This window comes from Kamptonema formosum PCC 10802 (assembly GCF_000332335.1).
Lineage (GTDB): Bacteria > Cyanobacteriota > Cyanobacteriia > Cyanobacteriales > Oscillatoriaceae > Oscillatoria.
Genome location: NZ_KB235948.1, coordinates 6,096,668 through 6,122,208 on the forward strand (window position 1 = coordinate 6,096,668; position 25,541 = coordinate 6,122,208).

The 25,541-nt window shown below is 54.3% G+C and carries 24 protein-coding genes and 1 pseudogene; 14 read left to right on the plus strand and 11 right to left on the minus strand.

Translation table 11 applies throughout. From position 1 onward, the window contains the following. A partial coding sequence (locus OSC10802_RS0126845; protein WP_026098849.1) for a CHAT domain-containing protein occupies positions 1-444 on the plus strand: 444 nt, incomplete at its 5' end. Positions 445-711: 267 nt separating this feature from the next. Continuing rightward, a complete protein-coding gene (locus OSC10802_RS0126855) occupies positions 712-1,005 on the plus strand; it encodes a hypothetical protein (protein ID WP_155968439.1) in 294 nt (97 codons plus the stop codon). Here the strand turns inward: OSC10802_RS0126855 and OSC10802_RS0126860 are convergent. Then, positions 1,002-2,003, minus strand: a complete 1,002-nt coding sequence (locus OSC10802_RS0126860; protein WP_044170208.1) for an IS4 family transposase — start codon at positions 2,001-2,003, stop codon at positions 1,002-1,004. The two genes, OSC10802_RS0126855 and OSC10802_RS0126860, sit on opposite strands and share 4 nt — an antisense overlap. A gap of 150 nt (positions 2,004-2,153) precedes the next feature. Between OSC10802_RS0126860 and OSC10802_RS41990 the strand changes: the two are divergent. Together OSC10802_RS41990 and OSC10802_RS55895 are read left to right on the plus strand one after the other, a co-directional pair. Further along, positions 2,154-3,402: pseudogene (locus OSC10802_RS41990) on the plus strand (CHAT domain-containing protein). After that, positions 3,399-3,686, plus strand: coding sequence for a CHAT domain-containing protein (locus OSC10802_RS55895; RefSeq protein ID WP_026098851.1), 288 nt, complete (start codon positions 3,399-3,401; stop codon positions 3,684-3,686). Before OSC10802_RS41990 ends, OSC10802_RS55895 begins: the two are co-directional and overlap by 4 nt. 17 nt (positions 3,687-3,703) lie before the next feature. Here OSC10802_RS55895 and OSC10802_RS55900 read toward each other — a convergent pair whose 3' ends face one another. From OSC10802_RS55900 to OSC10802_RS0126890, 4 genes are all read right to left on the minus strand, one after another. Continuing rightward, entirely contained in the window at positions 3,704-3,838 is a 135-nt protein-coding gene (locus OSC10802_RS55900) for a hypothetical protein (RefSeq protein WP_017719872.1), read from the minus strand. After that, the gene (locus OSC10802_RS0126880) at positions 3,835-4,530 is read right to left on the minus strand and encodes a potassium channel family protein (protein ID WP_017719873.1); all 696 of its coding nucleotides are present in this window, start codon (positions 4,528-4,530) and stop codon (positions 3,835-3,837) included. The genes OSC10802_RS55900 and OSC10802_RS0126880 overlap by 4 nt, the downstream gene beginning before the upstream one ends. A gap of 172 nt (positions 4,531-4,702) precedes the next feature. Beyond that, a complete protein-coding gene (locus tag OSC10802_RS0126885) occupies positions 4,703-6,037 on the minus strand; it encodes a TrkH family potassium uptake protein (RefSeq protein WP_017719874.1) in 1,335 nt (444 codons plus the stop codon). A 142-nt stretch (positions 6,038-6,179) separates the two neighbouring features. Further along, positions 6,180-6,821 (minus strand): TenA family protein, encoded by a 642-nt coding sequence (locus OSC10802_RS0126890; protein ID WP_017719875.1) that lies wholly within the window; start codon positions 6,819-6,821, stop codon positions 6,180-6,182. A gap of 77 nt (positions 6,822-6,898) precedes the next feature. Here OSC10802_RS0126890 and OSC10802_RS0126895 point away from each other — a divergent pair, with 77 nt between their 5' ends. The 8 genes from OSC10802_RS0126895 (at position 6,899) to OSC10802_RS0126935 (ending at position 16,078) form a co-directional block, all read left to right on the plus strand. Further along, positions 6,899-7,753 carry a methyltransferase domain-containing protein gene (locus OSC10802_RS0126895; protein ID WP_017719876.1) on the plus strand — a complete coding sequence of 285 codons (855 nt, stop codon included), beginning with the start codon at positions 6,899-6,901 and terminating at the stop codon, positions 7,751-7,753. Between the two features lie 38 nt (positions 7,754-7,791). Beyond that, the gene (locus OSC10802_RS0126900; protein WP_017719877.1) at positions 7,792-8,724 is read left to right on the plus strand and encodes a homogentisate phytyltransferase; all 933 of its coding nucleotides are present in this window, start codon (positions 7,792-7,794) and stop codon (positions 8,722-8,724) included. A gap of 637 nt (positions 8,725-9,361) precedes the next feature. After that, positions 9,362-9,847, plus strand: a complete 486-nt coding sequence (locus OSC10802_RS0126910) for a hypothetical protein (RefSeq protein WP_017719879.1) — start codon at positions 9,362-9,364, stop codon at positions 9,845-9,847. Between the two features lie 83 nt (positions 9,848-9,930). Further along, the gene (locus OSC10802_RS0126915; protein WP_017719880.1) at positions 9,931-10,206 is read left to right on the plus strand and encodes a hypothetical protein; all 276 of its coding nucleotides are present in this window, start codon (positions 9,931-9,933) and stop codon (positions 10,204-10,206) included. Between the two features lie 325 nt (positions 10,207-10,531). Beyond that, positions 10,532-10,702 (plus strand): hypothetical protein, encoded by a 171-nt coding sequence (locus tag OSC10802_RS51220; protein WP_155968441.1) that lies wholly within the window; start codon positions 10,532-10,534, stop codon positions 10,700-10,702. A gap of 1,717 nt (positions 10,703-12,419) precedes the next feature. Next, on the plus strand, positions 12,420-12,701 hold the full coding sequence (locus tag OSC10802_RS0126925) for a glutaredoxin family protein (RefSeq protein WP_017719883.1): 282 nt from the start codon (positions 12,420-12,422) through the stop codon (positions 12,699-12,701). Positions 12,702-12,808: 107 nt separating this feature from the next. Continuing rightward, entirely contained in the window at positions 12,809-14,329 is a 1,521-nt protein-coding gene (locus tag OSC10802_RS0126930) for a UDP-N-acetylmuramoyl-L-alanyl-D-glutamate--2,6-diaminopimelate ligase (protein ID WP_017719884.1), read from the plus strand. A gap of 9 nt (positions 14,330-14,338) precedes the next feature. Then, positions 14,339-16,078: an ATP-binding protein gene (locus OSC10802_RS0126935; protein ID WP_017719885.1), complete on the plus strand. Its 1,740-nt coding sequence runs from the start codon at positions 14,339-14,341 to the stop codon at positions 16,076-16,078. A 312-nt stretch (positions 16,079-16,390) separates the two neighbouring features. On the opposite strand, the gene OSC10802_RS41995 is transcribed toward OSC10802_RS0126935, so the two are convergent. Further along, a complete protein-coding gene (locus OSC10802_RS41995) occupies positions 16,391-18,262 on the minus strand; it encodes a sensor histidine kinase (RefSeq protein WP_017719886.1) in 1,872 nt (623 codons plus the stop codon). 1,103 nt (positions 18,263-19,365) lie between these two features. On the opposite strand from OSC10802_RS41995, the gene OSC10802_RS0126950 reads away from it, so the two are divergent. Then, positions 19,366-19,545 (plus strand): hypothetical protein, encoded by a 180-nt coding sequence (locus OSC10802_RS0126950; RefSeq protein WP_155968443.1) that lies wholly within the window; start codon positions 19,366-19,368, stop codon positions 19,543-19,545. Then, the gene (locus OSC10802_RS0126955; RefSeq protein ID WP_017719889.1) at positions 19,526-20,926 is read left to right on the plus strand and encodes a TldD/PmbA family protein; all 1,401 of its coding nucleotides are present in this window, start codon (positions 19,526-19,528) and stop codon (positions 20,924-20,926) included. The genes OSC10802_RS0126950 and OSC10802_RS0126955 overlap by 20 nt, the downstream gene beginning before the upstream one ends. 148 nt (positions 20,927-21,074) lie before the next feature. Here the strand turns inward: OSC10802_RS0126955 and OSC10802_RS0126960 are convergent, their stop codons facing one another. The 5 genes from OSC10802_RS0126960 to OSC10802_RS0126980 form a co-directional block, all read right to left on the minus strand. After that, positions 21,075-21,443: a hypothetical protein gene (locus OSC10802_RS0126960; RefSeq protein WP_017719890.1), complete on the minus strand. Its 369-nt coding sequence runs from the start codon at positions 21,441-21,443 to the stop codon at positions 21,075-21,077. Beyond that, positions 21,440-21,757: a hypothetical protein gene (locus OSC10802_RS46725; RefSeq protein ID WP_071593359.1), complete on the minus strand. Its 318-nt coding sequence runs from the start codon at positions 21,755-21,757 to the stop codon at positions 21,440-21,442. Before OSC10802_RS46725 ends, OSC10802_RS0126960 begins: the two co-directional genes overlap by 4 nt. Positions 21,758-21,835: 78 nt before the next feature. Continuing rightward, positions 21,836-23,209, minus strand: a complete 1,374-nt coding sequence (locus OSC10802_RS0126970; RefSeq protein WP_017719892.1) for a serine/threonine-protein kinase — start codon at positions 23,207-23,209, stop codon at positions 21,836-21,838. A gap of 242 nt (positions 23,210-23,451) precedes the next feature. After that, positions 23,452-24,420, minus strand: a complete 969-nt coding sequence (locus OSC10802_RS44865) for a C40 family peptidase (RefSeq protein WP_017719893.1) — start codon at positions 24,418-24,420, stop codon at positions 23,452-23,454. Between the two features lie 151 nt (positions 24,421-24,571). Next, positions 24,572-25,207 carry a hypothetical protein gene (locus tag OSC10802_RS0126980; protein ID WP_017719894.1) on the minus strand — a complete coding sequence of 212 codons (636 nt, stop codon included), beginning with the start codon at positions 25,205-25,207 and terminating at the stop codon, positions 24,572-24,574. Positions 25,208-25,541: the final 334 nt, after the last annotated feature.

The following is a 25,541-nucleotide window of genomic DNA, read 5'->3' on the forward strand; positions in this document are numbered from 1 at the left end:
ATCGTGCATTTCGCCACTCACGGGTTCGCCAACAGCCAGAACCCTGAACTGTCAGGAATTGTCCTGTCTTTGCTCGATGAAAAGGGCGATTTGCAAAACGGCATTTTGCGGCTAAATGACATATTTAATCTTAAATTGCCGGCGGATTTGGTAGTGCTGAGCGCCTGTCAAACGGGGCTGGGTAAGGAGATTAAAGGAGAGGGGCTAGTAGGGCTGACAAGAGGGTTCATGTATGCCGGCGCTCCCAGAGTTGTGGTATCTTTATGGAGCGTCAATGACAAAAGTACAGCCGAGCTGATGGCAAAATTTTATCAGAAAATGCTCAAAGAAGGCAAGCCGGCGGCTGCGGCTCTGCGAGAAGCTCAATTGGAGATGTGGGAAGATAAAAACTGGAAATTGCCGTTTTACTGGGCGGCTTTTGTTTTGCAAGGCGAGTGGAGGTGAGTGTTAGGTGTCAGGCGTAAGGGGTGAGGGGTTAGCGGTGAGGTTTTAGGCAATGCACCGGCTCCCCTAAGCAATGACGGCGCTGACAATCGCAATGCACCGGCTCCCCTAAGCAATGCCGGCGCTGACAATCGCAATGCACCGGCTTACAATATTCATGCCGGCGCTCACAATTGCAATGCCGGTGCTCAACGCTCGCAATGCCCCATGCGCCATGCCCAATGCCCCATGCCCAGTTTAGAATGAGGTTGACTTTTCAGCAGAGGCGTGATATGCTTTCCCCAGTACAGTGGAATTGGCTCAATGGTGGTGCCGGCACCGGCATGGCTGTGCTGGCGAGGAAAGCAGCTTGTCTTGCTGTGCGTCTCGACTGCAAGTGCCGGCGCTCAACCGGCTCTGGCGCAAGGGGAAAAAAAACATAGCACAAAAAATCCAATCAGTCAAGGGGTGCCGGTGGTGCCGCGCGATGGCGTGCCGGTGCTAGACTCACAAGTGTTGAATTCTGTCACAAAACTTTACATTTTAGCTTACATTTATCCTGCCCTGAGTAAAAATGCTTAGCCAGAGAGAAGTCGTTCTATCCAGTGGACATAGCTGATTTCTTGACACATACAACATTGAAGATAGCGGAGTTTATCTAGTAGCGTAGTCCCCCATTCTTTAGGAATATCTACTATCTTTAATATCAGGTAAGCTATCAGCGAAACATAAATTTGTATAGCTATACCATTTACATTTTTAGTAATCAGCTTATCCAACTTAAGGTGCATTTTAAGAAACTTCCATAGCAACTCTATGTGCCACCTATATTTGTAGATTTCCATAAGCTCTTCATCGGAGACTTCGGCCCGCTCCAAATTGGTGGCCAATCTATACTCAGCACGCTTTTCAAGATCGCAAAAGTTAACAATTCTATATATTCCTGAGTCCTTGCCTGTCCCAACTAGAAACTGCCCCTTATTTTCAGAAAATTGAAGTTTGTAGTTGTTAGGTATGCGCAAGACAAAATACTTGTTTGACTGCTGGGCGAGCCGTAAAATTTTTAAACTAGAAAAGCCCCGATCCATTACCCCTACACCGTTTGGGGGCAAACTAGCTAACATCTCTTTTCCATATCTGTAGTCAGAGTCGTATCCAAAATTTATTAAGTTTTCTTCTGGAACTCCTGTGGTTAAATTTAAGGAGCTAACAAGCTTGACTTGGTAGTATTCTTGCAGCCATAGCAATTTACTCGTTAGAGTAATGACAGTTGAATCAATAGGAAACAGCTCATATTTTTGAAGGCTTTTTTGACGGCAAATTTCCTCATTAAGTTGTTGATAAAGTCTCAGAAATGGCTCTTGACTTCTGGACGCATTAGCTTTGGAGAAAGTTGAAATATCTAGCTCATAGCCAGTTCCATTTAGTCGCTTGAATATATCTCTCATACTGGTCAAGCTTTTATCCATTGCATAGCTCAACCATATGGACATAAACAAGCGGGTGTTAAGGACAGGATAATCATTTTTAGGCAAAGAAGCCAAACGATTTTGGACAATCTTAGAGAATGAGTTGAGCACAGGTTATTAACAGGATTGATTTGACCGTAGCCCAAATCATAGCACGTTTTGGGCGCTTTTTTTATGTCGAATTGTTAAGATTCAACACTTGTGTGCTAGACTTCCCCCCAGTAAAGGTGGCGCAACAGCCAGAAACCGGCTCGCCCCCAGATGCGAGTGCCGGTGCTGCAAAGCTGTTTCAAGAGACAGAGCAGCAAACAGCAACCCAACTCGGGATACGACGCTCAGGCGCTCCACGCTAGCGAGAGCGCCCGCGCCCGCACTTTGCTAGAACTCCTCACAGAAGCCGGTGCCGATATCCGTGCCGGTGCTAGCCCCGAATTATTGCAGGAAGAAAGCACTGTGGTGCAGCAACTCGACGCAACAGAAAAGCAGCGGGCACTCCTGCTGGCTAGCAACATCGACTCCCTCTGGCTAGTCGAGCTAGACAGACAGCGGGAATTTCTTCTCAGCTACTACCAGGAAGTGAGAGGGAAAATCCGCACCAGGAGCCCCCGTTACGCCGCCCTCACCCAGCCGCAACCCCTCACCCTTAAAGAAATTCAGCAGCAGGTGCTCGATGAGGGAACGTTGCTGCTAGAATACTCCTTAGGTGAGGAGCGCAGCTATCTGTGGGCGGTGACAAAAACCGGCATCACCAGCTACGAATTGCCCCCCTGCGCCGACATCGAAAAAGCCGCCAAAGATTTCCGGGAGGTTTTGACGCTGGCTGAGAGGGCGTCACCGGCACGCTTAGCATCTGCAGGAAAAAAACTCAGCGATATCATTCTGGCACCGGCTCTGCAGCAGTTCGGCGAGAAACGCTTGCTTATCGTTAGCGACGGCATCCTCCAGTATATCCCCTTCGCCGCCTTACCGGCACCCGGAAAGGATAGCGATTATATCCCCATAATACAAGAGCGTGAAATTGTCAATCTGCCCTCCGCTTCCGCTATAGCTATTATAAGGCGCGACACAGAAAAAAGGCAACCGGCTCCCAAAACACTGGCGGTGATTGCAGATCCCGTTTTCGGCACTGATGATGAGCGCGTCAGGGGTATTGTACTGTCAGGAAGTGTGCCGGTGGAAGCGCAACAGCTGCAAAGAGCCGCTAGAGATGCCGGTGTTGCTTGGAACCGGCTCCCCTTCACGCGCAGCGCAACAAATTCTCTCCCTCGTACCAGAAACACAGCGCGAGCAGGCATTCGATTTTGCCGCCAGTCGCGCTGCTGCAACTTCCTCGCAACTCAGCCAGTACCGTATCGTGCATTTCGCCACTCACGGGTTCGCCAACAGCCAGAACCCTGAACTGTCAGGAATTGTCCTGTCTTTGCTCGATGAAAAGGGCGATTTGCAAAAGTGCATTTTGCGATTAAATAACATATTTGATCTTAAATTGCCGGCGGATTTGGTAGTGTGAGCGCCTGTCAAACGGGGCTGGGCAAGCAAATTAAAGGTGAGGGGCTGGTGGGGCTGACAAGAGGGTTCATGTATGCCGGCGCTCCCAGAGTTGTGGTATCTTTATGGAGCGTCAATGACAAAAGTACAGCCGAGATCATGGAAAAATTTTATCACAAAATGCTCAAAGAAGGCAAGCCGGCAGCTGCGGCTCTGCGAGAAGCGCAATTGGAGATGTGGGGAGAGACGCAGTGGAAGTTGCCGTATTACTGGGCGGCTTTTGTTTTGCAAAGCGAGTGGAAGTGACTGTTAGGGATCGGGGTTCAGGTGTTAGGTTTCAGGAGCAATCCAATGCCCCACGCCCAATCCCCAATCCCAAATCCCAAATCCCAAATCCCCAATCCCCAATCCCCAATCCCCAATCCCAAATCCCCAATCCCCAATCCCAAATCCCTCAAATCGGCAAGCGATTGATATCCTTATTAGAGCCAATAACCACCATTGCCGTGCCCTTTTGCAGGCGGGTGTTTGCAGACGGATTAATTGCGAACTTTTTGTCCTGACTCACTGCCAGCAGGTTCAGCCCATAGCGGCTGCGGAGTTGGAGTTCCGCGATAGTTTTGCCGTGGAATTCTTCCGGAACAATCAGTTCCACAATACTATTTTCTGGGTCTAAGTCGAAGCGCTCGATAATGCTGGGTTTAGTGAGACTTTGCGCCAGAGTGCGCCCCATTTCATGTTCGGGGAACACCACCAGATCCGCCCCCACTTTTTTGAGGAGCTTTTCGTGTATTTCGGAAGAAGCTTTCGCCACCACATGCTTCACCCCGCCTTCCTTGAGATTGAGAGTTGTAATCACACTTTCCTCGACATAATTGCCGATCGCCACAATCACCGTATCGAACTCAAAAACCCCAGCCTCTTTGAGAGCGGTGTATTCCGTCGAGTCTAATTGTAGGGCGTGAGAGGCGATTTTATCCGTCAAGATTTGCGAGACTCGCTTTTCCTCGGTATCCACACCCAGCACTTCGTATCCGAGGCTGTGCAGCGTTCCGCACACCGCCCGACCGAAGCGACCTAAACCAATCACGGCATATTGCTTATGTTCCGTGCGCAAACTGCGGAAGAAACTTAAAGAAGACAAATTCATGGCAAGCACCTCAACCCGATACTAAAAATCCTATCAAACCTTGCATGCCTCACCGCCATAGCCGGTCAAGGACTTACAGAAATCGGTTTTCTTTGGCTGGGAGAAAATAACTTCTGTAAGTCTAGCACAAAATTGGTTTATTATGGCTACATAAGCCTACAATACCGGCTATCTAGCCGACATAAAGATTCTCCTCCGGATAGTGAAGGGCGGTGGGTTTGGGATCGCCGAGAATCGCACCCATCAGCAGCAACACTCCCACCCGCCCGGCGTACATCGTGCCAATCAGCACTAGCTTTCCCAGCACTGATACTTTCGCCGTGATGCCGGTGGAAAGACCTACGGTGCCAAAAGCTGATACAGCCTCAAACAGCACCTGGATAAATGTCAGTTGCGGATCGGTCAGCTGAATTAAAGTGGTGGAGATCAGGACTGCCATTAAAGAGCCCACCGCAACGCCTATGGACTTCAAAATAAGTATCAGCGGGATTTGGCGCTGGTAGCAGACAACTTCTTCCTTCCCCTCCAGCACAGCTTTGGTGCAGTTGAAAAGCACCCTGACAGTTGTGGTCTTAATCCCGCCGCCGGTGCTTCCCGGACTGGCACCCAGAAACATTAGCCCAACGGTAATAAACAGGGCTACCTCTGTCATTTTGCCGGTGTCAATGGTATTAAACCCAGCGGTGCGGGGCGTCACCGATTGAAACCAAGCAGCCATTAACTTTTCCCCAAAGTTGAGAGGGCCAAGGGTGTCAGGGTTGCTGTATTCTGTGAGCAAAAAGGCGACTGTACCGATTGCCAAAAGGAATATCGTTGTCGAGGTTGCTACCTTGAAATTCAGAGAGAATACAACGCAACTGGTATTTTTGTCAAGCCGGCATTTCACCCACAGGTACATTTCCATAATCACCTTATAGCCAATCCCGCCCAAAATGATTAAGGCGGTAACGGCGAAATTGACCAGTGGCGATCGCACATATCCTATCAAGTTGTCCGAAAACAGGCTAAACCCGGCATTATTGAAAGAATTGACGCTGTGAAAAATCGACAGCCACAACCCGTAACCGAAGCCATAGTCCCGCCCGAAAACCGCGAGCAGCAAGAAAACGCCGGTGAGTTCTAAAACTAGCGTTGTGGCTATAATAGACTTCACGAGCTGGGCCATACCGGCAAGTCCGGGCTGGTCAAGCGATTGCTGAATCGCGATTTTGTCGCGCAAGCCAAATCTGCGCCCAATCAGCAGCAGCAGGAAGGTGGTTGCTGTCATGTAGCCCAACCCGCCCACCTGCACCAGCAGCACCAGCACCAGCTGTCCCCAAAAGGAATAATACTTCCCCACATCCACCACAGACAAGCCGGTGACGCAAACGGCAGAAGTGGACGTAAACAGCGCCGTCACCGGATTGCTCCAAGTGCCGTCACTCATGGAAAAAGGCATCATCAGGAAAAGAGCGCCGGCGGTAATGACAGCCAGGAATCCCAGGCAAATCGTTCTAGAAACAGTCATGGATTGTTTATAGACAGTCAGTTTCAGAGATGGGCATCATCGCATCATCGCATCATCGCATCACGCAAAAGCTGATTTATCGCCAGCGCGTAAATCTTCCCCATACCCCATGCCCTATGCCCTATGCGCCACGCCCCATGCCCTATGCGCCACGCCCACCTTCAAATTCCCACGCCGCCTGAAAGAAATCTCGCTCGCACAGCATAGCGTAGCGATAAGTCGAGTGCGCCACCGGCACCTCAGAAGAGGCGTACCGGTCTGCCAGTCTTTCCAGCTGTTGGGCCAAAGGCTCGAACTCCGCACTGCTGTAAGTGCGAATCCAGCCGGCATAGCGGTGCTCGGGAATGCCGCCCTCAGCTAGCTTTTGCCCCAAAAAGGCGTACAGCCTCATGCAGGGGGACATGGCAGCTGCCGTCAGCCCCACATCCGCCCCCCAAGCGGTAGCCAGCAGGAAGTCCGTATAGCGCCGCGTCGCCGGTGCCGGTGCGCTGACAATAGAATCCGCCCCCGACTGCGGCGCATAGCCTTGATGCAGCTTAAGTTCTTCGAGCGCCCCACCGGCAAGGGAGTGAAACACTTCAAACGCCTCCCAGTCGGGCGCTTTGGCGGCGGCGACGCAGTAGGCGCGGGCGAAAGCTTGCAAAAAAAATGTGTCTTGCCCAATATAGTAGGCAAACCGGCTCACCGGCAGCGTGCCGGTGGCGATTCCCCGCACGAAGGGATGTTCCAGGCACGCTTGGGCCAAATCTTGATTGGCTCCCCACAAATCGCTCGATAGTGTCATTGCTGTCTTCTGGGCACCTCCTGAACTATCATCACTCTGGTAAACCAATCTCGTCCTGTATCAAACGCACAATCCCGATGACCTCCAGTCTCAACGAGCAAATTCAACAATTTTACGACGCCTCCTCAGGTCTGTGGGAGAGGATTTGGGGCGAGCACATGCACCACGGCTACTATGGGCCGGCAGGCACCCTAAAAAAAGACCGCCGGCAAGCTCAAATTGACCTAATTGAGGAACTGCTCAGCTGGGCTAGTCTGGGCGAATCCCTCCCCCAGAACATCCTTGATGCCGGTTGCGGCATTGGGGGGAGCACTCTCTACCTGGCTGACAAGTTTAACGCATCTGCCACCGGCATCACCCTCAGCCCCGCTCAAGTTACTCGAGCCACTCAGCGGGCCCAGGAAGCCGGCCTCAGCCAGCAGGTCCAGTTCCAAGTCGCAGACGCCCTCAATATGCCTTTTGCTGACAATTCCTTTGATTTGGTTTGGTCGCTCGAAAGCGGCGAACACATGCCAAATAAGCAAAAATTCTTGCAAGAGTGCCGCCGCGTCCTCAAACCCGGAGGGACCTTTATTATGGCAACTTGGTGCCACCGCCCTCTCGACAAACCCGCCGGTCAGCTGGCGGATGCTGAGCGCCGGCACTTGGCAGAAATTTACCGGGTTTACTGCTTGCCTTATGTGATTTCCCTCCCGGAATATGATATAATGTCTCGCGATGCCGGTTTCCAAAATATCCGCACCGCTGACTGGTCAAAAGCTGTTGCGCCGTTTTGGGATGTGGTGATAGATTCGGCTCTGACTTTTGATGCTATTGTCGGGTTGCTGTTGAGTGGCTGGACTACAATTCAAGCGGCTCTCTCTCTGGGGTTGATGAGGGAGGGTTACGAGAGCGGGCTGATTCGATTTGGCTTGCTCTGTGGGAGTAAGTAGGGTTATATTCAACCGCAAAGACGCCAAAGACGCCAAGGATGCAAGGAGATAAGGTGAGTTTGAGTCAGAGGAATTCTCGCACGTTTGGGGAGCAGCTGTATTCGTTTTGGAAATTTGCTCGCCCCCATACTATAATAGGTACGAGCTTGAGTGTGGTGGGGCTGTGTTCCCTCGCTCTGGCTGAGTCGGGGACCGGCTTTTCTGAGTTTCGCCTGTGGCAGCTGTTGGGGGCTCTGGTGGCTTGTCTTGCCGGCAATGTCTATATTGTGGGGCTGAATCAGCTGGAGGATGTGGAAATTGATAGGGTTAACAAGCCCCACCTGCCGGTGGCTGCCGGTGAGTTTTCCTTTCAGCAAGGGCGGCTGATTGTGGCGGCTGCCGGCAGTCTGGCAATGCTCGTGGCGCTACTCGGCGGGCCGTTTTTGCTGGGGACTGTGGGCGTGAGTTTGGCGATAGGCACGGCTTACTCCCTGCCGCCGGTGCGCTTGAAGCGCTTTCCTTTTTGGGCGTCTTTTTGCATTTTTACCGTGCGGGGTGTTATAGTGAATCTGGGGCTGTTTTTGCACTTCAGTCAAGGGGGGGCAATTCCGCCAGAAGTCTGGGCGCTGACGCTGTTTGTTTTGGGGTTTACCTTTGCGATTGCTATCTTTAAGGATATCCCAGATATGGAGGGCGACCGGCTGTACAATATCACGACCTTTACTCTACAGCTCGGAGCTAGGGCGGTGTTTAATTTAGGCCGGTGGGTGCTGGCGGCGTGCTATCTGGGTGTGGCGCTTGCCGGTGTTTTCTGGCTGCAGGGGGTCAATCCTGTTTTTCTCAGCGTCACTCACCTGCTGGCGCTGGGTTTGATGTGGTGGCGCAGTTTGCGGGTGAATTTGGAGGATAGGGCGGCGGTGGCGCAGTTCTACCAGTTTATTTGGAAGCTGTTTTTCTTGGAATATTTGATTTTTCCGGCGGGGTGTTTTTAACCGCCAAGACTGGAGGGGGAGTTGGGTTCGGGCTAGCCGGTGTGACTCATTCCTCCCCCTGGAAAATTCTCTCATGTCTTGTATATTAATCGCTTTTGAACCGCCACAGGACGCGCCGCTCGGCAGGTCCTGTGGCGCTTCCTTATTAAAGCCGATATCAATTCCCCAACAGTCTCACACTGCGTTGAGATAGATATAGCGGCTCTCAGTTGGATGAACCTGTTTGCCCAGAAACCCGGTTTCTTTAAGAAACCGGGTTGTACCTCACTAATATGAGAAACGCTATAGTATTTTTTCCGACCGGCGAACACCCTTTGTTGCCCGGACTTTCAATCCAAAATCCGGGCATCCAAAATCCAAAATAGGGATCGCGCCCCACGCCCATTGCCAGCGCTCGACCCCAGCTTGAAGGGGCGCGTATTCCCCTGGGAGGAAATCTCTCAGCCGATTTCTATCTAGCGCCAGAGGGAAGCCCTGAGGAATTGCAGCAACATTAAAAGTAGATGCCGCTGCTGCGCGCTGCCCGGTATTCAAGCGGGGAAAAAGGTGAAAGTGGAACCACTGTTTTGCAGCAGCGCAAAGAGGGCAGAACGCGCCACTGATGGCCTACTGTAACAACGAGTGAATAGGAGAGCTGATGAACGCAATCTATCCAAATCGCAGAAGATTTTTACAAACGCTAGCGCTGCTGCTGACAGTGCTGCTCATGCTTCCGCTCGCTACTGCCTGCAGTTCGCAGAGTTCGGCACCGCCACCGCCGGTTGACGACTCCCGGGGCGGAACAGTGCCTTACAATAACCCGCAACAGCCCAGGGCGCGTCAGGGGCTGTCAACCGGCCAGAAGGTGGCAATTTTGGCGGGAGCAGCCGCACTTTACTATCTTTACAACCAGCACAAAAATGCGCAGGGAACGGGTGCGCAGGGGCAGTATTACCTGTCTAAGAATGGGCGCGTTTACTACCGCGACGCCCAGCACCGGGCGCACTGGGTAACGCCGCCGTCGCAGGGGATTCAAGTTCCGGAATCAGAGGCGCAACAGTACCGCGACTTTCAAGGGTATAACGGCCAATCTACGGGGCGCACTTTAGAAGGTTTGGGTGCGGACCCGGTGCCGGCACAGTAATCGCTTTTGACAGCACCGGCTGTGCGCAGTCGCTCCTAAAGTACCGGCACAGCCGCACTCTGAATTGAACAAGGAGAACCATCATGCAACTCGACAGATTTTTGCAAAATATGGCAGATGCTTTCCTGGGCGGTGGCAACCGCGAACAGGATGAGGAGGAGCGATATCGCAACGCACGACCGGCGAGCGAAGATCCCTACGGCGATCCGGCGGATTCCGGGGAATTTGGCAACTTGCGACCGGCAAGCGAAGATCCCTATGGCGATCCGGCGGATTCCGGGGATTACGGCGAGTACGCCAACGCGCGCCCAGCAAGCGAAGATCCCTACGGCGATCCGGCGGATGAGGAGTATAGCTAGAATGCCGGTGAGCAAATCTGAAAAACCCTCACCAGCGCTCTCAACACGAAGATATCTGGCGTCTCAAAATCTGCGCGGTTTTTCCCTCGTTCCTGGGCAGTAGGCGGTTCCGCCACTCCCCGGACCCAAAAAGTCGCAGGGGCAACTCCCCCTTCCCACCCCCCTGCGCCGCCGGCAGCCGGCGGATCTCTCCCCCACAACCCAGTACCCGACGCCCTAACCCCCCTCCCCCCTCTTGGGGGTGGGGATTGATTCGATATGAATTCTCCCGCAGCATCATGCTATTATAAGTTTTTACCCCACTGTTGAAAAAACCTGCGCTGCCTTGGCGAGCCGAAAACCCCTCAAAGCTTCGCAACACATTCCCCCCAGCTGTGCTGAACCCACCGGCACCCCCCTGTCTGGTACCATATCAGCTAGTGCCGGCTCCTCCGCAGCAGTCCACACGGAACAGCTCGCCATACAAGCCCCACCGCAGCCCCACCCCCCACAATAGTCTTTCCGGCACCCCACAAGTCTATCCAAAATTAATCAACCGTAACTCTCTACAGTCATAAAGCTGGTATTGCCATAAACACAAGGTATTTTCCAAACAAATTTTATAACATCCGGCTATACAGTTTGGATTGAGGTTCAGGCCAGCTCCTGTCGGAAACCAACGGCACCCCCACGATCCCCGCGCATGTCCAATTACCAATTGGCAATTTGTCGCGCCCGCCGGCCCCTCAGGATTCCCCTAACCCAGTCTGCCCTCCCCCCAAGAAGTCTGTTCGAGATTAATCTTTCGGATATAGCTGCATTCATAATGCTATACTTATTTTAAACAGCTTATTGCGGGTAAACAAATTTTATGAATTACGGTTGAAAAGTTTGTTAGAGGGCTGCGAGCCGGTGCGGCGGCGGAAAAGGGACACACCGGCACCGCCGCAAAAGCCCCCTGCCAGAGGGCACACTAAAAAACATAGGGGACACACCGGCATCCCCACATGGTTCCCTCCCCTGTGAAATTAACAATTTGCAATTTGTCACCCCCGCCGGCCCCTTCCGATTCCCCCAACCCACTCTTTCCGGCACCCCACAAGTATATCCAAAATTAATCAACCGGAACTCTCTACAGTCATAAAGCTGTAATTGCCATAAACAAAAGGTATTTTCCAAACAAAATTTATAACATCCGGCTATACAGTTTGGATTGAGTTTCAGGCCAGCCCCTGTCGGAAACCACCGGCATCCCCACGAGCCCCGCGCATGTCCAATTACCAATTGGCAATTTGTCGCGCCCGCCGGCCCCTCAGGATTCCCCCAACCCAGTCTGCCCTCCCCCCAAGAAGTCTGTTCGAGATTAATCTTTCGGATATAGCTGCATTCATAATGCTATACTTATTTTAAACAGCTTATTGCGGGTAAACAAATTTTATGAATTACGGTTGAAAAGTTTGTTAGAGGGCTGCGAGCCGGTGCGGCGGCGGAAAAGGGACCCCCCGCCCCCGCCGCAAAAGCCCCCTGCCAGAGGGCACACTAAAAAACATAGGGGACACACCGGCATCCCCACATGGTTCCCTCCCCTGTGAAATTAACAATTTGCAATTTGTCACCCCCGCCGGCCCCTTCCGATTCCCCCAACCCACTCTTTCCGGCACCCCACAAGTCTATCCAAAATTAATCAACCGTAACTCTCTACAGTCATAAAGCTGAAATTGCCATAAACACAAGGTATTTTGAAAACAATATTTATAATATCCGGCTATACAGTTTGGATTGAGTTTCAGGCCAGCCCCTGTCGGAAACCACCGGCATCCCCACGAGCCCCGCGCATGTCCAATTACCAATTGGCAATTTGTCGCGCCCCCCGGCCCCTCAGGATTCCCCCAACCCAGCCTGCCGTCCCCCCAAGAAGTCTGTACGAGATTAATCAAGCGGAGATAGCTGCATTTGGGAAGCTGTATTCAGCTATGTGAAAGTGTAGTAGGGAAATAATTTACATAAATTCCGGTTAAAAAGTTTATTAGGGTGCTTCTGGGCAGGGGCGGAAAAGGGACGGACCGGCACCGCCACAAGAGCGCAGGCATTGGGAGACGCGCCGGTGGCGTCGGGCAAGAGGGCCTGGAGGCTGGTGAGCCAGCGACAGGACTTGATATGATACAGTGAGCCCGGACTTTTAGTAGCGAGGGCGGTCCTGCTGCCATGTAGAAACAGGAAATGGGAGAGAGGGAATGCGGTTAATTTTGTACAGCAAGCCCGGGTGCCACTTGTGCGAGGGGTTGCTGGAAAAACTCCAGGAGATAGAAGGGCTGAATTTAGAGATAGAGATTAGAGATATTACCACTCGCGAGGACTGGTGGCAAGCCTATCAGTACGAGATTCCCGTTTTGTGCGCAGAGACTGCAGGTGTGGCCGGCGGGGGCGTCGCCGAAAAACAGCTGCCCCGGCTTTCCGCCCGGGCGTCCGCAGAGCAGCTCAAGGCAAAGTTGCAGAAATATCTTCCGATTGAGTGAGCAATAGTCGAAATATTAAAAATATGCTAACGTCACAAGTCATTGCCGATGGGTCAAGTACCTCGGACATGACCTGCAAGTACCTCTAGGAGGAAGATTAGAGAATCATGCAACTGCGCGAGCTACTGTCAGTCGTTCCCGACATTCTGCAAATGCCCTCCGAGGCGGCTCTCCACGCCGAGGTGACGGGTTTGTCCACCAATTCCCACGCTTGCCAACCCGGAGACTTGTTCATTGGAATGCCGGGAACGCGAGTTGATGGGGGAGATTTTTGGCCATCCGCCCTGGCTGCCGGTGCGGTAGCCGCCTTGGTGTCGGCTCACGCCGCCCAGAAAAATGGTGAGATTAATGGTGCCAGCGTCATCCCCGTCGCCGACATCACTTCTGCCTGCGCCAAAGTCGCCGCAGCCTTTTATGGCTACCCGGGGCAAAAGCTGAAGATGGTGGGCGTCACCGGCACCAATGGCAAAACCACCACCACTCACCTGATAGAATATCTCCTCAACCTCGCGCCGGCACCAACAGCCCTGCTGGGCACCCTCTACGCCCGCTGGCCCGGTTTCGTGCGGACGGCCACTCACACCACCCCCTTTGCCGCAGACTTGCAGAAACAGCTGGCGGAAGCCCTTGGTGCCGGCAGCCAAGTCGCCGTCATGGAAGTCAGCTCCCACGCACTGGCCCAAGGACGGGTGAGGTCCTGCCCCTTCGAGGTGGCGGTGTTTACCAACCTGACGCAGGATCACCTGGACTTCCACCGCGACATGGAAGATTACTTTGCCGCCAAGGCGCTGCTGTTCAGCCCCGACTATCTCAAAGGGCGGGCGGTGATTAACCTAGACGACCCTTACGGCAAGCGGCTGATTGATAAAATAAGCCCCGATCGGGTTTGGAGTTACAGCACCACCGATCCCGAAGCCGATTTGCAAGCTATCAATATAGCATACGAACAGACAGGTGTCAAGGGGGTCTTGCACACGCCAGCCGGTGAGGCGGCGTTCTACTTGCCGCTGGTGGGCAAGTTTAATTTGCAGAACCTGCTGGCGGCTGTCGGTGCCGGCTTGCACCTGGGTCTGGACTTGGAGAAAATCGTCGCCGCGCTGCCGCAATTCCCCGGAGTGCCAGGGCGGATGGAGCGCGTGCAAATCAGTCCCGAGCAAGACATCAGCGCCATCGTGGACTACGCCCACACGCCGGACAGTTTAGAGAACCTGCTGAAAGCCTCCCGACCGTTTATTCCCGGCAAGATGATTTGCGTGTTCGGCTGCGGGGGCGATCGCGACCGCACCAAGCGCCCTAAAATGGGCAAAATTGTCGCTGAGCTGGCGGATCTGGCGGTCGTCACCTCCGACAACCCCCGCACCGAAGATCCCGAACGGATTTTGCAGGATATTTTAGCCGGCATACCGGCATCCGCAGAGCCAGTGGTGATCGCAGATCGGGCGGCGGCAATCCGCACCGCAATTTTGCAAGCTCAACCGGGAGACGGAGTGCTGATTGCCGGCAAAGGGCACGAGGATTACCAGATTCTCGGCACCGAAAAGGTTCACTTCGACGATCGCGAGCAAGCGCGAGAGGCTCTCAAGGAGCGCCTGTCAGCTACAGGAGCGGGAAAACGATCGTTAGAATAAGAATACCTAATGCCCATTGGCTTTGAAGACGGACAGCAAGCACTCATGGCACCGGCCCAACAAGCAGCCTCCCTCTATGAACTCGCCCTCAGCGCCCTACAGCCGCCTGTGCCGCTGCAAATCAGTCTGGCTACCCTGAAATCAGCCACCGGCAGCCTGATTGACCTGCTGCTCGACCGGCAGATTGCCGCCACCCTGTGGGTGAAACAGCCGCCGGGGAGTGCTTGGCTCTCCGAAATCGAGCGCTACCGCCAGCAGGCAGGGAGCAAAATCTACCTCTGCCTGGAGGCAAATACACCCCCAGAGGTGGCTGCAGGTGTTGATGACCCCTCCAGGGAACTGCTGCCGGATCTGGCGCACCCAGAGGTGCGTCCGGGATACCAGAGCGGCGGGCGCATGGCGGACAAAAAGTCCCGGAGTGCTGTCTTGGAAGCGGACAAGCGGCATGGGCCGGTGAGGGCCTCACAGCCAGAGCGCCTTCCCGCCTCTGGCGGGGGCGAGACGCCGGCACCACCGCCAGGGGGGCCGGTTTTCTCTGTGGCCCTGGCACCTGAATTTTCCCTGAGACGGGAATATTTCCTGCTGGTGCTCTCAGAACAGCTGTGCGGGCTCGTCATCGCCCACCGGCCCAGGTCGGTGCGGCTGCCGGCACAGGCGGCGTCAGCCGGGGCTGGCACGCACCCCGTCTTGGCGCTGTGCTCGGCGGACAGGCAGACAGTACAGCGGGCGTGGGAGGGGCTGGGGCGGGCGATAGCTTTGGGCGCACCGGCAGCCGGCGCAGCCGGTGCTGTGGCGTCCAGCTTCCCCGGAACGCTTTCCGAGCCGGTGCCGGCAAACCCTGAGGAGCTTTTGGCCAATTGGGAGTCCCTGTTCCCCCCCGCCCTAGCCCCCACTGACGCCGGGCCGGCGTCAGCAGGCTCTGCGCCCGATTCCCTGTGGGCCAAACAAATCCAGCGACAGGAGGAAGTCTGGCGCACTGCGGTTCACTACCGGCAGCAAGCGGCAGATGCGGACGACCTCCAGCGGCAAAACCAAGAACTGCTAGAAGCCTCCCACCTGAAAGACGAGTTTCTCAATAATGTCGGTCAGGCGCTGCGGACGCCTCTAACCAACATGAAAACGGCGCTCACCCTGCTGAGTTCGGCAAACCTCAAACCCGACCAGCGCAAGCGCTACCTGCAGCTGCTCAATACCGAGTGCGACCGGCAGACCTCCCTGATTAATGGTTTGCTGGAATTGGTGCAGCTGGATATGGCCGGCGAGCACACGGAGATGCAGCCCCTCCCTCTGGCGGATATGGTGCCCGGTGTGGTCAGCACCTACCAGCCACTGGCCCGAGAAAAAGGCATCATGCTGGCTTACACTGTACCCGACGACTTGCCGCCGGTGTCTTGCCTGCGCCCCTGGCTGAAACAAATTGTTATCAACCTGCTGCACAACGCGATTAAATTTACTGCTAGCGGCGGTCAAGTTTGGGTGCGGGCAAATCAGCAGGGGGATTATATCCAGCTGGAATTTCGCGACACCGGCAGGGGCATTCCGCAGCACGAACTTCCCAAAATCTTTGACCGCTTTTATCGGGTGCGCCAAGCTGTGGATGAAGATCCGGGCGGTGCCGGTTTGGGTTTGACGATCGTGCAGCAGCTGCTGCTGCGCTGCGGCGGTTCGATTTCGGTGAAGAGTCAAATGGGTCACGGTTCGACTTTTAAGGTGCTGCTGCCGGTGTACCACAACACTGCTGATGAGTAGCTGTTGGGGGGATGCCTGGATGCCCGGATGCCCGGATGGGGCAGGGGGCATCATCGCATTGGATTGTTCGTGAAACCTAGCACCTATAGCAATATACAGTTAGTTTGGGTGCGGCTACGCTGAACTTGCGAACCTTTTTGGGCTGCGCTGAACTTACGAACCTTTTTGGGCTGCGCTGAACTTACGAACCTTTTTGGGCTACGCTGAACTTGCGAACCTTTTTGGGCTGCGCTGAACTTACGAACGGGCGAAACCTCCTTGATGTCTGGATTTACAATTCCATTATCCAAAAACTAAAATCCAAAATTGTTATTATTCCAAGGGTAGGAAAATGGTGAGGACTTCTCCCTGTTGGGGCTTGTGCCGCACGATGAGTTTTCCGCCTAAGGCTTGAAAGAGATTTTTGGTTACGCTCAGGTTGAGGCTGAGGTTGCCGGTTTCTGGCTGGAACATCAGCAGCTGTCCGATGGATTTGATCGCCGGCTGTCCGGAGACTGGCAATTTGCCGGTGCTGTCGGCTTGAGATTGCAGCTGCACTTTGAGCTGGTGACCGGCTGGGATTACCTGCAGCTGGATGTGGCTGCCCAGGGGGAGAGAGCTGGTCACATTCTCTATTAAGCCGGTGAGGACTTGATCGAGCATGGTGGGATCGCTGACGACGGATGGCATTTTCTGGGGGAGGACGACATCTAGGGTGATGTTGCGCCGGGACGCCTGTTTTTGCCACCGGGGGATGCAGCTGCTGATCGCAGCGGCGAGGGAGGTGGGCGTTAGCCTCACCGGCACGAGATTGGCTTGTGAGGTTTCAAGCTCGACGGCTCGGAAAATTAGGCTGAACCGGTCGATTTGCTCGGTACACTCGCGATCTATCATTTCCAGCCGCTTTCTCACTTCAGCTTCGAGTTTGGGTCGTTTGAGCAGCAGGCGGGTGAGGGTGCGAATGGTGGTGAGCGGGGTGCGCACTTCGTGGGCGAGGGCTTGCAGCAATTCCACGTCTTGTGGCGGGGATTGCTCGCTGAAGCTGTTGCCGGTGGGGCTGTTGAGCTGTGGGATGCGCTGGTTGAGGGCTTCTGGGTTCAGATTTGACTTGGGGGCTGCCGGCGCAAAATAGGCGTCATTTTCTGGCAGGTTTCGGGCATTTTTTCTCTTTTCTGAATGGGTTTGGCGCTCAGCAATGGGATTGGGTTCGGATGCGCTGCGCCGGCGCGACACGGCAGCGCTGTCAAGGGCTGCTGGCAAGGCGGCGGGCTTGACGCCCGGGGGCGCTGGTATGCGGTGGCTCTCTGTCTCTGCCGGTTCTGGCTGAAATTCCAGGAGCAGCTTGGCAAACTGGGTGACTGTTTTGTAATGGGGGGCGCAAGGCGCGAACTGCTCCACTAGGCTGTCGAGATCGCAGAACTGACTGGCACTGCTGGTGAGTGCGGCGCGGGGGCGCAGCGCTTGCCAAACCTGCCAGACGACTTCTGGGTCAAAGGAAAACTGGAATGCCGGTTCGCTCCAGCTGTCTCTCGGCTGTTCTTGATTACGCACAACGTTGTGCGTAATCTCCGGCTTTACGCTCGCCACTGGGTTAAGTCGCGGCGCTCCCAGAACGATGGCCAAACTGAAATGAGGGGTAAGTATAACACAAAACTTCTCATTTGTCAAGGGGTCGGCGGGGAGTAAGGGCAGTATTGCCGGTCGGGAGTTTTCTGCCGGTGCGGCGCAAAAGGCGGCGACCGGCACGCGCGGACCTGCAGGGAGTGGGAGTGCCGGTAAGTGGGATTCGGCACAGGTGAATGTCCACGCCGAATAGTTGGCCACCAGGGCGGGGTGACTCAGATGGGAGTGGGGTCCGGACAGGACTAAGCCTTTGAGAGGTGCGGGAGTGAGGGGGTGTTGCAGTTCTCTTTGCAGGCGGTAAGACTGCGCTGCGCTGCTTCCCTCTCCCAAGCGGGACAACTGCGCCCTCTGTATGGGGGTTCGGGCAATGTCTTGTTGCAAGAGACAGCTGAGGGCGGAGATGGCGCTGAACCATTCCCGTTCAGCTTTGAGGCGCTTTCGCTCAGCTTTACCGGCGCTGGCTGTCAGTCGGGAGTGGCAGAGATTGCCAGCACTGTCAGCAGCACCGGCATCTGACTGAACTCCGTCAGCCCCTGCAAGGGCTAAAATCTCACTGACGGTCGGTAAGAACCACTTATCCATAGCAACACACCCCCCTGTGGACAGATGGGCATCTGTAAGAGAACCGCTTTAGCATCCACCGTAAAAGTGAAGATTATATAGTTTCTTTGTGGCAGGCAGGATTTATATCCCTTCCCTACCAGAGTACCGGCATTTTTCCCCGTGTGACAGTCGCAGAACCGAACCAATCGGTCGCAATCTCCGGGGGGTAAGGGTTAATAGGTATGGGGCATTGGCGATTGGGCATGGGGCATGGGGCATCGGGCATCGGGCATGAAGATATGATCGCCCTATTTCCGATTAAATGGTCTTTGCAAAACCCGCTTTTAGACGGGTTTTGCAGGTTGCTTTTTTTCGGATGTTATTAAATTTGCCTCTCAGCCGCCCCCCCAGCTCCCCCCACCGGGTGCCGGTGGGCCCGTTTTTGGCCCTCCAGAAGGCCGGCAATTGGTTTTTCTCCCCCTCCACTCTATATCCTAACCCCTAGCTCTGATATATCAACAGCAGTTTTACCTGCTATCCTATTAAATGGTCTTTGCAAAACACGGGTTTTGACGGGTTTTGTAGGTATGCTTTCTTTCGGATATTATTAAATTTGCCTCTCAGCCGCCCCCCGGCTCCCCCAACCGGGTGCCGGTGGACGGTTTGTAGTTCAGTGCAGCCCAACCGGCAGGCCCGTTTTTGGCCCTCCAGAAGGCTGGCCATTGGTTTTTCTCCCCCTCCCCTCTAGTGCCTAACGCCTAGCTATGAGATTTAAGCAGCAGTTTTACCTGTTATCCTATTAAATGGTCTTTGCAAAACACGGGTTGAGACGGGTTTTGTAGGTATGCTTTCTTCCGGATGTTATTAAAGTTGCCTCTCAGCCGCCCCCCAGATATCCCAACCGGGTGCCGGCAGGCCCATTTTTGGCCCTCCAGAAGACCGGCCATTGGTTTTTCTCCCCCTCGACTCTAGTTTCTAACCCCTAGCCATGAGAGCCCTAGAGCAGTTTTACCTGTTATCCTATTAAATGGTCTTTGCAAAACACGGGTTGAGACGGGTTTTGTAGGTATGCTTTCTTTCGGAGACTATAAAAGCAGGTAATGGGCGTGGGGTATGGGGGGGACGCGAATGGGGCATGGAGCATGGGGGAGATTTACGCGCTGCGCTGGCGCGCCGGCACGGAACGGCGAGAAATCAGCATTGCAAGCGTGCCCTATGCCCTATGCCCAATCCCCCAAACCCCTAACAGCTCCCGAAAGCTGTTGCAAAATGAAGTCAGTTCATTTATCTTGCTGCTGGCCCATGTCAATTTTGCAGGCTGATGTAAAAAATCTGCTGTCTGACTTGATAGCTCGCTTCTCGCGGCGCGTCGATTATTTGGCGATTCGCCTGGAGGAATCGGAAGGAACGGATATCTTCTTGCGGGGGGACAAGATTGAAACGCTCAGTGAGGGGGTGTCGGTTGGGGGACAAGTCCGCGCCTGCTATAAGGGGGGCTGGGGGTTTGCCAGTTTCAACCGGCTGGCGAATCTGGCTGAGCGGATTGAGGAAGCGGTGGCTGCGGCTAGGATGGTAGGGGTGGAGGAAACGCTGCTAGCGCCCGTCGAGCCGGTGCAGACGGTTTGCGTTTTGCCGCTCACCGGCACCGATCCGCGCCTGATTCCCCTAGCGGCGAAGAAGGCGCTGTGCGATCGCTACGGGGAAATTCTGCGTTCGGTGGACCGGCGGATCGCGACGACTTCTGTGCGCTACGGCGACAGCGCTCAGCGCATCATCCTGGCGACTTCCGAAGGAACGCTGCTGGAACAGTCCTGGACGGATATGGAAATGCGCTTTGCCGCGACTGCCCGCGACGGGACTACGGTGCAGACCGGTCGGGAAACCACCGGCTCGCGCAAAGCTTATGAAGATTTAACCGCCCTGGACACTCAGGTGCGGGGGGCTGCTGAGCGGGCGGTGGAGGCGCTGTCTTTACCGCCGGTGAGGGGGAACACCTACACGGTGGTGATTGACCCGATTCTCAGCGGTCTGTTTGTCCACGAAGCCTTCGGGCACCTCTCGGAGGCGGATATGGCTTACGAAAATCCGGACTTGCTGGAGGTGATGACGTTGGGACGCCGGTTTGGCCCGCAGGACCTGCAAATTTTTGATGGCGCAGCGCCCCCTGGGCATCGCGGCAGCTATTTTTATGATGATGAGGGCACACCGGCAACCACAACTCAACTGATTCAGGATGGGGTGCTGGTAGGACGCCTGCACTCGCGGGAGACGGCGGGGAAGCTAGAGGAAGCGCCCACCGGCAACGCGCGCTGTTTGAATTACCACTTTCCGCCAATTGTGCGCATGACGAATACCTGGATTGAGCGGGGGAAGACGCCGGTGGCGGATTTGTTTGCCGGTATTAAGGAGGGGGTTTACGCCCGAAACTGGCTGGGGGGGATGACCAATGGGGAGATGTTCACCTTCAGTGCCGGTGAGGCGTGGTACATTCGCAACGGCGAGCTGGCTGAGCAGGTGCGGGACGTGACGCTTTCTGGAAATGTGTTTAGCACTCTGGCGGATATTGAAGCGATTGGGGATGATTTCTACTGGGATGAGTCCGGCGGTTGCGGTAAGGGGGGTCAGAGTGGGCTGCCGGTGGGCTGCGGCGGTCCGAGTTTGCGCATCCGCAATGTAGTTGTGGGTGGGGAAGCGGCGGAGTAGTTTGATACAGCAATGGACATTGGGAATGGGGCATGGCGCATAGGACATGGCGCATAGGGAAAATGCCCAATACCCATGTCCTAAACTTACTGGTTATTGCTATATAAAAGACGCGACATGTCGCGTCTTTACATTTAGGGAGCCGGCTTTACCCCAGAGTCAGCACTCTTGCTGGAAAATCTACGACGAGTCGCAGTGTTTGCAGCCACTGCAAACCGAGCAAATTTTCTGGAAGCTCGATAGCAGCTACAACAGGAATATTAAACTCCTGTTCGTCTAGCAGAACTTTGCCGGCATAGAGTCTGAAAAACTCTTCACCCCTTGCTGTCCGCATGGCTCGTCTGCGTTCCATCAGAGGCCAACCCAATATCTCTATGTCTTGGATGTTCATCGCCAGCCAGCCGGTGGTGAAACAGGTATCTAGCAGCACCTCGACTGGGAAGCTCTCCCCGTCAGCAGCAATCAACTCAATTTCAAACAATAGCTGACCTGTGTCGCCGAATCTGCCTGTAATCATATTTGACCGCAGGCTCCTGTCTCATTGAGACAAAAAGTTCCAAGTATGGCATCAGGGTGCTTCTGACGAGCTTTTTGGTCGGCCACTTCTTCATTGGAATCGATGAAATAGTCACCGCTATCCGGCTCGATGACGATAAACCAATTATAGTGGCCATCTATCACTTCTGGGCGGACTCGCTCAAAAATTGAGCGACAGCGGTGATATAAGGCTGAGTCTTCAGCTTGGCGTCTGGCAAGTTCCTCGGACGGTATGGTGTGTGAGGGGAATACCCTTCCCCGACGCGGGGTGCGTTTTTCTGGTGTTTGGGTCATGTTATGTCCTGCCGGTTTAATAATGGGGGGCTAGTTTCTATTATAACTCAATCCGAACCGGCAATTTCCTGAACCGGCTTAATTGGGCAAGCTAACTTCTGCCCAAACTGCGATGGGGGCTGAATTAGATTCGGCGAAAGAATCGACTTTGAGAATGATGATTTGCTGCCCCTCCTTAAGGACGCCAACTTTCTCTGGCAAGTCGTACTTGGGTTTTCTGGGCATATCTTTTCTCAGATTAACTCCTGTGGTAACAGTTACTGTAGCTCCGGGTGAGGGGACGACAGGAGGAGATATGGTGACTGGCTGTTTCGTTGCAATCAGGGTTTCGCCCACATAGGCAAAGCCTGCAGTTTTGCTGACCGCACCTATTCTCAGCCAACCGACAGGACGGATCTGGCTGTTGTGAGTGGGCGCTACTATCACTTGAAGCGGTCTTGCTACAACAAGACCCACAATGATTGCTGCTCCTATTATACTGCCTAATATTGCTATTTTTTGAACGTCTGCCAAACCAGAAGAGGGGGTGTTTATCTGGGGTTGAAGAGACGTTGAGCGAGGAGACACCGCTGCAGTGGGTTCTGTGGGTTCGCCGGCAGGAGAGGGAGGTGGGGGAGGGGAGATGGGAAGAGGGTTAGATTGCAAGGCGGAAAGCATTTCTCTGGCGGTGGCGTAGCGTTCGCGCGGACTGAATTGAACCGCTTTGTCTAGCACCGCCGCTAGAGAAGGGCTGACATTCAAAGCGTGCCGGTGCCAAGCAATTTCACCGGCTAGCGGATCTGCGAGTTCTTGTGGCCATTTGCCGGTGAGCAGATAAATCGCGGTCAGCCCTAAGGCGTATAAATCGCTACAATACATCGGTCTGCCGGCAGCCTGCTCGCTAGGCATAAATCCGGGGGTGCCAATGACAATCGAACTGGCAGGATTGCCGGTGGAATTGATGCCGGTGCCCATTGTTTCTTTGACAGCACCGAAGTCAATCAGCACCGGCAAGCCATCCCGCTCCCGCAAAATGATATTATCCGGCTTGATATCCCGGTGAACAATCCGCTTGCTGTGGACAAAATCGAGAACCGGCAGGATACTGCTCAGCAGCGCCCTGACTGAACTCTCACTCATCACCCCAGATGTGTCTATTTTGCGCCTCAGGGTTTCCCCCTCAACCCACTCTTGCACTAAGTAGAACTGTCCCGCTTCTGAAAAGTAAGCGTACAGCCGGGGAATTTGGTTGCTGCCATCGCCCAAACCTTCCAGGACAGCGGCTTCTCGCCCGAACCGATCTCGCACGAGATTGTACATCTGGGGGTTGTTCGCCACCGGCTTGAGTTGCTTGATCGCGCAGCGGCGACTGGAAGGCATCTGGGTGTCTTCCGCCAGAAATGTTTCGCCAAACCCGCCTGCGCCCAGGGTCTGAATAATCCGATAGCGGTTGTTCAAGAGTGCCGGTGTCATAATTCTATTTCACCAGATAGATGTTTGGCTATCAATATAACCCTAAGCAGAGCGCTGGTAGGCGGGAATGATAGGAAAATTTACATAATATAGCAGTTCTAAATGATTTGCGCAACCGCTCTTGGCCCAGAACCCCGGTTTCTTAAAGAAACCGGGGTTCTGAAATTTATTGGGGGCGGGTGTTGGGGGCTGGTTTATCAATCCCCTTCGCGGTGGGGCAAAGATTTTGGGGGAACCCGCCCCTACCGGCGGCGAAGAATCCTTTTTGCGCCCAGGAAACGATCTGAAAAATCGGGGGCGTCGAGGGAGCTATAAATCACACCGTCAGAGGAGGATGCCTGGATAAACTTGCCATTGCCGGCATAGATTCCCAGATGCGAAGGGCCAGAAGTGTAAGTTTCAAAAAATACGAGATCCCCCGGGTGCAATTGGTCGGGAGGGATGCTAATTCCGTCGGAAAAATATTGCTGGTCTGCGTCGCGGTGGAGGCGGATTCCGTGAACTTTGAAAACCGTGTGGGCGAAACCGGAACAGTCCACACCGGCTGTCGTCATCCCGCCCCAGAGATAGGGCTGCCCTAATAGCTGGCGGGCGGTTTCTAGAATGCGCTCTCCCGACACTCGCTGCCGATTCTGCTGTGAGTAATCCAGCAACTCTCTAGAGAGGATATATCCCTGTCGCCCGCCTACCAGTTCCACCCATGTGAAGTTGCTATCTGCTCGCGCACCGGCACCGACTACTGTACCGAGAGGCAAAACGAGAAAAGCCGGCGCATTTCGGCGGGGGAGGGTTCGCACAGACGCTCGCGCAACAGAAACGATTGAGCGTTTTTCCCACGGTTTCCCTGAGGAAATGCTTCCCAAATCTGACGCGCGCACCCACCCGCGATAGTCAAATTGATCTGGCAAACTGACTTGCAACCAGGAATTTTGCCGGCTGAGAACTCTGACGGGTTCCCCATGCAGAGCCTGAGTCACCATCTCGGATTCTTCCGAGGGGTGCCGGTGAACGCTGACAGCGGCTTTTGCTGCGTAAAGGTTCGCCGCCAGCTGTTTTTCTGCTCCCACTTGTGCGTAAGAAACGCCTGACTGAGGCGCAATGTTCAGGGAGGTGTCTCCCGCAGCAGCTTTTGCGCCGGCAAACCAGCCTATTGTCACCCAGACGAACCCGAAGGTGACAGCAAATTTGGCTTTGAGCTTGTTTACTAACATCTTCTTAAAGGTTAAGCTGTCAGGTTGGCTTGATAGCGGTTCTAAGTGAGTTGTGATTTTTTTTAGGAACCGCCGCCGTGAAGGAGCGCCAAGGGGAGAAAGGAGAGAGGGGAGCTCACAAATCATTTAGAACTGTTAGAGAAGCCGGCACTTAGGTAAAGTCTCGTCTGATGCGATTTAAGGCTTGATTGAGTCCGTCACTGTCAATCCAGCCGACAAAGCCGCTGTAAACCATTTTATCATCTCTGTCGGCTAAAAAAACGTGGTCAACGCCAAGTGGGTTTTTCCAGGTTCTCACGGCTGTGCCGTCTCTCAGTCTCATCACGGGATTGGAATGTTTGAAGTCCCGGTGGTGTGCCGGTGTGATTCCAGGTACGCTGTTTAAGATGGCGATGACTTGTCGGGTGATTTCTGTGGCGCTGTCGCTGACTGCAGTTGAGCAGCCGCACCCATCAGTGACTGTGGCTCTGAGCCGGTCTTTCATGTCGGCATCAAAGAGTAACAGGGAGTCAATTTCGCTGAGGAGTTTTCCGTGCGCTTCAGTCTGCCGCCTTTGGCAATAAATGGCGGTGAGCAAATCCTCAAGTCCGACTTCTGTCAGGGCGTCGGCAATCAGTGCTGTGACTCCCAAAACTGCTATCCCGCCCAGCATGCCGGCTGGCCCTCCCAGTAGGGCTAGGGCGGCTGTAATGGCGGCGGCTCCTGTTAAGCCGGTTGTTGCCATGACTGTTACTAATATTATACCTGGCAATCCTAATGCTGCGACTTTTTTGACAACTTCATCCATACGCTAGTTCCCGGAACTATTATTAATTTTAGCTCACCGGCTTCGCCGGCTGCCGGCCTGGGGGCTGGCCAGAGGGACTGGGGGGCTAAAGCCCTACTACAAACTTTGGGGCTAAAGCCCAACTACGAACTGGGCTAAAGCCCAACTACGAACTGGGCTAAAGCCCAACTACGAACCTTTGGGCTAAAGCCCAACTACGAACCTTTGGGCTAAAGCCCAACTACGAACCTTTGGGCTAAAGCCCAACTACGAACCTTTGGGCTAAAGCCCAACTACGAACCTTTGGGCTAAAGCCCAACTACGAACCTTTGGGCTAAAGCCCAACTACAAACGG